We start from the raw sequence: 6,183 nt of genomic DNA, 5'->3' as shown, positions 1-6,183 counted from the left end.
TCGACGTCGGCCGCCGCCGGCTACTTTGCATGGGGTTGTTTTCGATATTTTGGCAGCGCCCCCTGCGACGGCCCGGATGACCTCATAAGCGCTCGGCCAGGCGATCGATCCGGCGGTCTTCGCTTCACGCGAGCCTCCGGTCATGCGAAGGTTCGACCTGGATGCGGCGGCCGGCTCCGTGCCGTCTGCTCGCCAGGTCGGCGCCGACGATGGGCAGGTGCAACCGATATGGATTGCCGCCCCATCGACAGAAGCGACCCGATGACCGCTGCCGCCGACGCGCTCCGTGACTACGCCCAAAGCATCCTGACTGCCCGCGTCTACGACGTGGCGGTCGAGACGCCGCTCGACCCGATGCCGCGGCTCTCGGAGCGCTTGTCGCGCGCCGTCCTGCTGAAGCGGGAAGACTTCCAGCCGATCTTCTCCTTCAAGCTTCGCGGCGCCTACAACAAGATCGTCAGGCTGCCGGATGCGCAGCGAAGACAGGGCGTGATCTGCGCGTCGGCAGGCAATCACGCGCAGGGTGTAGCGTTGTCGGCGCGCAAGCTCGGTATTCCCGCGACGATCGTGATGCCGCGGACGACGCCGGCCATCAAGGTCGAAGCCGTTCGGCGTCTGGGCGGCGACGTCGTGCTGCATGGCGACACGTTCGACGACGCCCAGACCAAGGCCAGGGAGATCGAGGTCGCGCGCGGCCTGACCTTCGTGCATCCGTTCGACGATCCGGACGTGATTGCAGGCCAGGGGACCGTCGGGATGGAGATCCTGCGCCAGCATCCCGATCCGGTCGAGGCGATCTTCGTGCCGATCGGCGGCGGCGGGCTGGCGGCCGGCGTCGCCGCCTTCGTGAAGTTCCTCAACCCCTCGATCAAGGTCGTCGGCGTGGAGCCGGCAGACGCAGCGTCGATGGCGGCCGCGCTCGCCAAGGGCGACGTCGTCGCGCTGGATCAGGTCGGACTGTTCGCCGATGGTGTCGCGGTCCGCAAGGTCGGCACGGAGACGTTCCGGCTCTGCCGCGACCTGCTTGACGAGGTCGTCACCGTGGATACCGACGCCATGTGCGCGGCCATCAAGGATATCTTCGATGACGTGCGATCGGTGGCCGAGCCCTCCGGGGCATTGGCACTCGCCGGCCTCAAGGCCTACGCCGAGCGCGGCGCGCTGAGCGATGGCAGCCTGATTGCCGTCAACAGCGGGGCCAATCTGAATTTCGACCGGCTGCGCACCATCGCCGATCGCGCCGAGGTCGGCGAACACCGCGAGGCGCTGCTTGCGGTGACCGTGCCGGAGAAGCCGGGCAGCTATCGCCACTTCATCCGCATCCTCGGCTCGCGGGCGATCACGGAATTCAACTACCGCTTCGCCGAGACGACTGCGCCGGCGCAGCTCTTTGTTGGTATCGCGCTGAGCCGCGGCGAGGCCGAGAAGCGAGAGGTCATGGAGCTGCTGCGGCGCGAGGGCTATCCGATCATGGATCTGAGCGAGAACGAGATGGCCAAGGACCATGTGCGCTACATGGTGGGTGGTCGCGCGCCGCTGCTCAAGGACGAGGTGATCTACCGCTTCGAGTTTCCGGAACGCCCCGGCGCGTTGCTGAAATTCCTCGAGAGTCTGGCGCCCGACTGGAATATTTCGCTGTTCCACTACCGCAATCACGGCGCCGACTACGGACGCATCCTGGCAGGCATCGAGGTCAAGCCGCAGGAGCGCGCGCGGTTCGTTCAGGCGCTGGATGCACTGGGCTATCCCTACTGGAACGAGAGCGAGAATCCGGCCTATCGACTGTTCCTCTCGGCCGAGAAGGGATGACGCGGCGCACGTCTCGCGTCAGCGGTCGGCCGTCAGCTGTTGGCGATATCGCTCGGCATCCCAGTTCAGTAACGCGTGCTCATTCTCTGCCGTCAGATAGTTGACGCGTGCGATCAGGGGCAGGCGGCTGGTGACCAGCGCGAGACAGCTCAGCATGGCTTCCGCGCCGTCGCTCGCGTCTTCGCGGATGAGGCTGCCGATATCAGGGATGAGAAGCGCAACCGGCGGCGGCAGCCTGCTCGCTATGGTCTGCGCGATCATGGCGCTCAGCTTCTCCCGATGCTCCAGCACCGGCAGGCCCGGGCCAAGGAAGACGACGTGATCCGGATAAAGCGAGCCGCTGGTCGCGATCGCGCGGCTGTAGCGGTCGGTGGCCGTGTCGTGGGCACGCGGATCTTGGGGCAGGCGATAGCTCGTGCCTGCGCTGATGTTGCGGAGCGCATCGTGATCGGCAGCCGGCGCGTGACGCTGCTCCAGCGCGAGGCGTTGCTCGACGTCGGCAACCAAAGCCTCCGCCGCGTCGCAGGTGTCAGCACCAACCACCAGGCCGTGATTGCCGAGGATCAGGACATCGACCGCATCCCCTGCGATCGCCTCGCTGACCGCGCGCGCGAGCGGTAGCCCCGGGTGGTGATAGGCGAGGTAGCGCCAGGCCAGTCCGTCCATTCGCCGGGCAAATTCGGTGCGGGCGTCGGTTCGCACCGCCCATGCAATGGTGTTGACGGAATGGACATGCAGCACGATCCGGTGCGGCATCAGCGCATGCAGCGAGGTCTCGATCGAGGCGCGCAGCGACGTTCCGGCATTCGGCGCAAGCGGCACGCGTTCGTCGCCTTGCGTCAATGCCGCGCGCGCGGCCGACAGGGCGACCGGCACGAAAATGTCCTTGTCCTCGGCGTCGGCCAGCCAGGTGCCTGACGCCTTCACCCACAGCACGTCGCCATCCTTGACCGACGAATTGCCGCCGGCGCCTTGCACCAGCAGGATGTTCCGGCCGACGCGTGCCGACATGCGGCGCAGTTCGTTCAGCGTTTGAGGCGGTCGCATCGGGCTGTTCTCACCAGGTCAGATGATCCATCGTCCAGTGCGGCATCCGGGCCGCGTCGCCGGCGGCGGTCTTGATCGCCTGCGGCAGATCGCTCGCCTGCGACAGCGTTGCGCGGTGCGCACCGGATCCGATCAGCAAGGTCAGCATCCCGGCGGCACGTCCGCCGGCGATATCGTGTTCGAGGGAATCGCCGATGACGAGAATCCGTTCCGGCGGCGGATGTCCCAATTGCTCGCGCGCCGCCGCGAACATCGGTGGATACGGCTTGCCGACGAACAGCACCGTGCCGCCGAGTGACTGGTAGAATGCGGCGAGCGCGCCGGGCGCGGGGATCAGGCCCGCAGCGCCGAACATCACAAGGTCCGGATTGGCGCACAGCATCGGCAGTTGCCGCGCGGCGGCGGCCGTCAGCAGCGCGCGCCAGCGCTCGGGCTCCGCCGTATCATCGTCGAGCCCGCCGAGCAGGATGAAATCAGCCTCGTACACCGTCGAAGCCATCGTGAGGTCGGCGCCATCGACGATCGAGCGGTCGTCGTCGCGCGAGATCAGGAAGCAGGCGCCTCCGAGATCTGCGAACGGGGCCTGCTCGCGCGCATGCAGCCCGCGCCAGGTGACTTCGCCCGACGATAACACGCCGTCATAGGCCTCCGGCGGCAGGCCGAGCGCCGCGAGCCGCCGCTGGTTGCTACTGGCGCGCTTGCCGGAATTGGAGAGGATCAGGATCCGTTTGCCCGCTTCGCGCAGCCTGGCCACGCAGTCCAGCGCTGCAGGGAACACCGCCAGCCCCTCGTGCAGCGTGCCCCATTGGTCGAGCAGCACGTGATCGAAGCGGTCGACGATGGCGTGAAGGCCGGCGATTGCGGTCGCATCGGCCCTCATGGCGGACCTCCGTTCAGCGCGAGCAACGCAGCGCCGTAGCTCGCCTCGGTCTGTTCGGCGACCGAGACCGGGACGCCGAGCACGCGGTGCCTGATCCTGGTCCATGCATCGTTCTTGGCGCCGCCGCCGATGCCGATGACGCGCCGCAAGCGTGGTGCGCCGAGCCGCGCCAGCTGCCGGTAGGCGAGGGCTTCGACCGAGGCGATGCCTTCGAGCAGGCCCTGGAAGAAGCGGCAATCTTCCGCCGGGCGCGGTGTGATCCGCGCGGCAAGCTGCGGATCGGCGATCGGGAAGCGTTCCCCGGGTTTCGGAAGCGGATAATAGTCGAGCCCGGTCGGCGCATCCGGCTTCACCTGCCGTGTCAGGCGCTCCATCTCGTCGGCGGTGAAATGCACCAGAAGCGCGGCGCCGCCGGAGTTCGAGGCGCCGCCGGCGAGCCAGCGTTCGCCGAGCCGGTGCGAATAGACGCCCTGATCGGCTGCGAAGATCGGCTGGGTCGCGAGCTGCTTCACCACCAGCGTGGTACCGAGCGAGGTGACCGCATCGCCCGGCTGATCGGCCCGCGTCGCGATGAAGGCCGCAACACCATCGGTGGTGCCGGCCGCGACCTGCGCGGTGGGCGGCAACCCGAGCGACCGCGCGATCTGCGGATCCAGCTCGGCGAATGGCGTTCCCGGCTCCAGCACCTCGGGAAGCAGATCGTCACGCACGCCGAGCTGATCAAGCCAGGCCGGCCAGGCGCGCGCGACCGGGTCGTAGCCGAGCTTCAGCGCGTTGTTCTCGTCGCTGATGCCGTGATGGTTCGCGAGCCGCCCCGCGATCCAGTCCGCCTGGTGCACGGCGTGGCGCGCATCGCCGATATAGCCGTGATTGAGAAGATAGAGCAGCTTGGCGAGCGCACTGCTCGCGCCATGCGCGCCGCTCTCGAGCGGTGCGACCGCCGCGACGCGCACGGCCTCATGCGTCGCGCGCGCATCGTTGTACATCAGCCCGGGCGAGCAGGGGCGGCCGGCCGCGTCGACCAGCAGCAGCGTGCCCGACGTGCCGTCGACGACGATGCGCGTGATGTCGCCGAGTCCGACGGTCTCGCCGAGCTTGCGGATCGCAGCGACTGCCGCCTGCCACCACAGCTCCGGTGTCTGGTCGATGGCGTTGCCGTCGACGCGCGGTGCGGGTAGCGCGACTGAGGCGAAGCCGCGAATGCCGGCCTGCGGATCGATCGCACAGGCGCGGACGCCGCCGGTTCCGACATCGATGCCGAGATACAAACCTCCCATCCGACTTCACCGTTCTCTGGTGCGCGCGCTTCGACATTGGTTGCGCTGCAGCACGTTTGGGGGATTGACGCCCCGTTCGGCCTCTGCAATTTTTTGCAGGACGTGAAGAATTTTGCAAGCGGACTTTTCCGGACATGGCCACACCGCCCGACAGGCTGCCGATCATCGACGGCGAGGCGTCGCTCGCGACCCGCGCGGCGTGGCTGTACTTCGCGGCCGGGCTGACCCAGTCGGAGGTCGCCGACCGCCTCAACATCCAGAGCACCAAGGCGCATCGCCTGATCGCGCGCGCCAGCCGCGAGGGCATGATCCGTGTTTTCGTCGAGGGGCCGGTCGCCGAATGCGTCGCGCTGGAGAACGACCTCACGCAGCGCTTTGGCCTTTCGTTCTGCCGTGTCGCGCCCGATCTCGGCGAGAGCGACCTGCCGCTGAAGGCGCTGGCGCTGGAAGGCGCGAGCTTCCTCCGCCAGACCCTCGAGCGCGGCGATGACAAGGTGATCGGCGTCGGCCATGGCCGCACGCTCGCCGCTGTGGTCGAGCAGATGCCGCAGACCCCGGCGCGCGATGCGCAATTCGTCTCGCTGCTCGGCGGATTGACACGGAAATTCGCCGCCAATCCGTTCGACGTGATTCATCGTCTCGCCGAGCGCACCGGCGCGGAAGCCTATCTGCTGCCGGTGCCGGTGTTCGCCAATTCGGTCGCCGATCGCGCCGTCCTGATGCAGCAGTTCGGCATCGCCGACGTGTTCGCGTTGGCGCGCAAGGCCTCGCTGCTGTTCGTCGGCATCGGACAGGTCAGCCGCGACGGCTTCCTGGTGTCGAGCGGCATGATCAAGCCAGACGAGGTCGCCGAGCTGAAGCGGGTCGGCGCCTGCGCCGATCTGCTCGGGCATTTCTTCAGCGCCGACGGAGCGGTGCTGGACACCGATCTCTCGGCCCGCGCCACCTCCATGAGCATGGCCGATCTCAGGAAGCACCGGATCGTCGCCATCGCCGGCGGGCCGGCCAAGGTGACCGCGCTGCGCGGCGTGCTGCGCAGCGGCGTGCTGCATGGCCTCATCATCGACGAGGTGACTGCAAAGGCGCTCGCAACCGACAAGCCGGAGACCACATCCGGCAAGCCAAGAAGCAAGACCCGGAAGGACACATAAAACAAGCGTCAACAAGGAG

The 6,183-nt window shown here is 67.7% G+C and carries 5 protein-coding genes; 2 read left to right on the top strand and 3 right to left on the bottom strand.

Annotated elements, in window-relative coordinates; all coding sequences use genetic code 11:
• Nucleotides 1-261 precede the first annotated feature (261 nt).
• Complete coding sequence (ilvA, locus tag CO675_RS38345; protein WP_097677055.1) at nucleotides 262-1,809, top strand: threonine ammonia-lyase, biosynthetic; 1,548 nt, start codon at nucleotides 262-264, stop codon at nucleotides 1,807-1,809.
• Between the two features lie 18 nt (nucleotides 1,810-1,827).
• Here the strand turns inward: ilvA and CO675_RS38340 are convergent, their stop codons facing one another.
• Genes CO675_RS38340 through CO675_RS38330 form a run of 3 tightly spaced genes read right to left on the bottom strand, consistent with a single transcriptional unit; the run spans nucleotide 1,828 to nucleotide 5,013 of the window.
• Entirely contained in the window at nucleotides 1,828-2,856 is a 1,029-nt protein-coding gene (locus tag CO675_RS38340; RefSeq protein ID WP_097677054.1) for a class II aldolase/adducin family protein, read from the bottom strand.
• Nucleotides 2,857-2,866: 10 nt separating this feature from the next.
• Complete coding sequence (locus CO675_RS38335; protein WP_097677053.1) at nucleotides 2,867-3,736, bottom strand: TIGR01459 family HAD-type hydrolase; 870 nt, start codon at nucleotides 3,734-3,736, stop codon at nucleotides 2,867-2,869.
• Nucleotides 3,733-5,013 carry an FGGY-family carbohydrate kinase gene (locus CO675_RS38330; RefSeq protein WP_097677052.1) on the bottom strand — a complete coding sequence of 427 codons (1,281 nt, stop codon included), beginning with the start codon at nucleotides 5,011-5,013 and terminating at the stop codon, nucleotides 3,733-3,735. The genes CO675_RS38335 and CO675_RS38330 overlap by 4 nt, the downstream gene beginning before the upstream one ends.
• Nucleotides 5,014-5,147: 134 nt before the next feature.
• On the opposite strand from CO675_RS38330, the gene CO675_RS38325 reads away from it, so the two are divergent.
• On the top strand, nucleotides 5,148-6,164 hold the full coding sequence (locus CO675_RS38325) for a sugar-binding transcriptional regulator (protein WP_097677051.1): 1,017 nt from the start codon (nucleotides 5,148-5,150) through the stop codon (nucleotides 6,162-6,164).
• Nucleotides 6,165-6,183 lie beyond the last annotated feature (19 nt).

It is taken from the genome of Bradyrhizobium sp. C9 (assembly GCF_002532045.1).
Classification (GTDB): domain Bacteria; phylum Pseudomonadota; class Alphaproteobacteria; order Rhizobiales; family Xanthobacteraceae; genus Bradyrhizobium.
The sequence above is the reverse complement of the archived record's forward strand: the minus strand, read 5'-3'. Positions and strand labels throughout refer to the sequence as shown.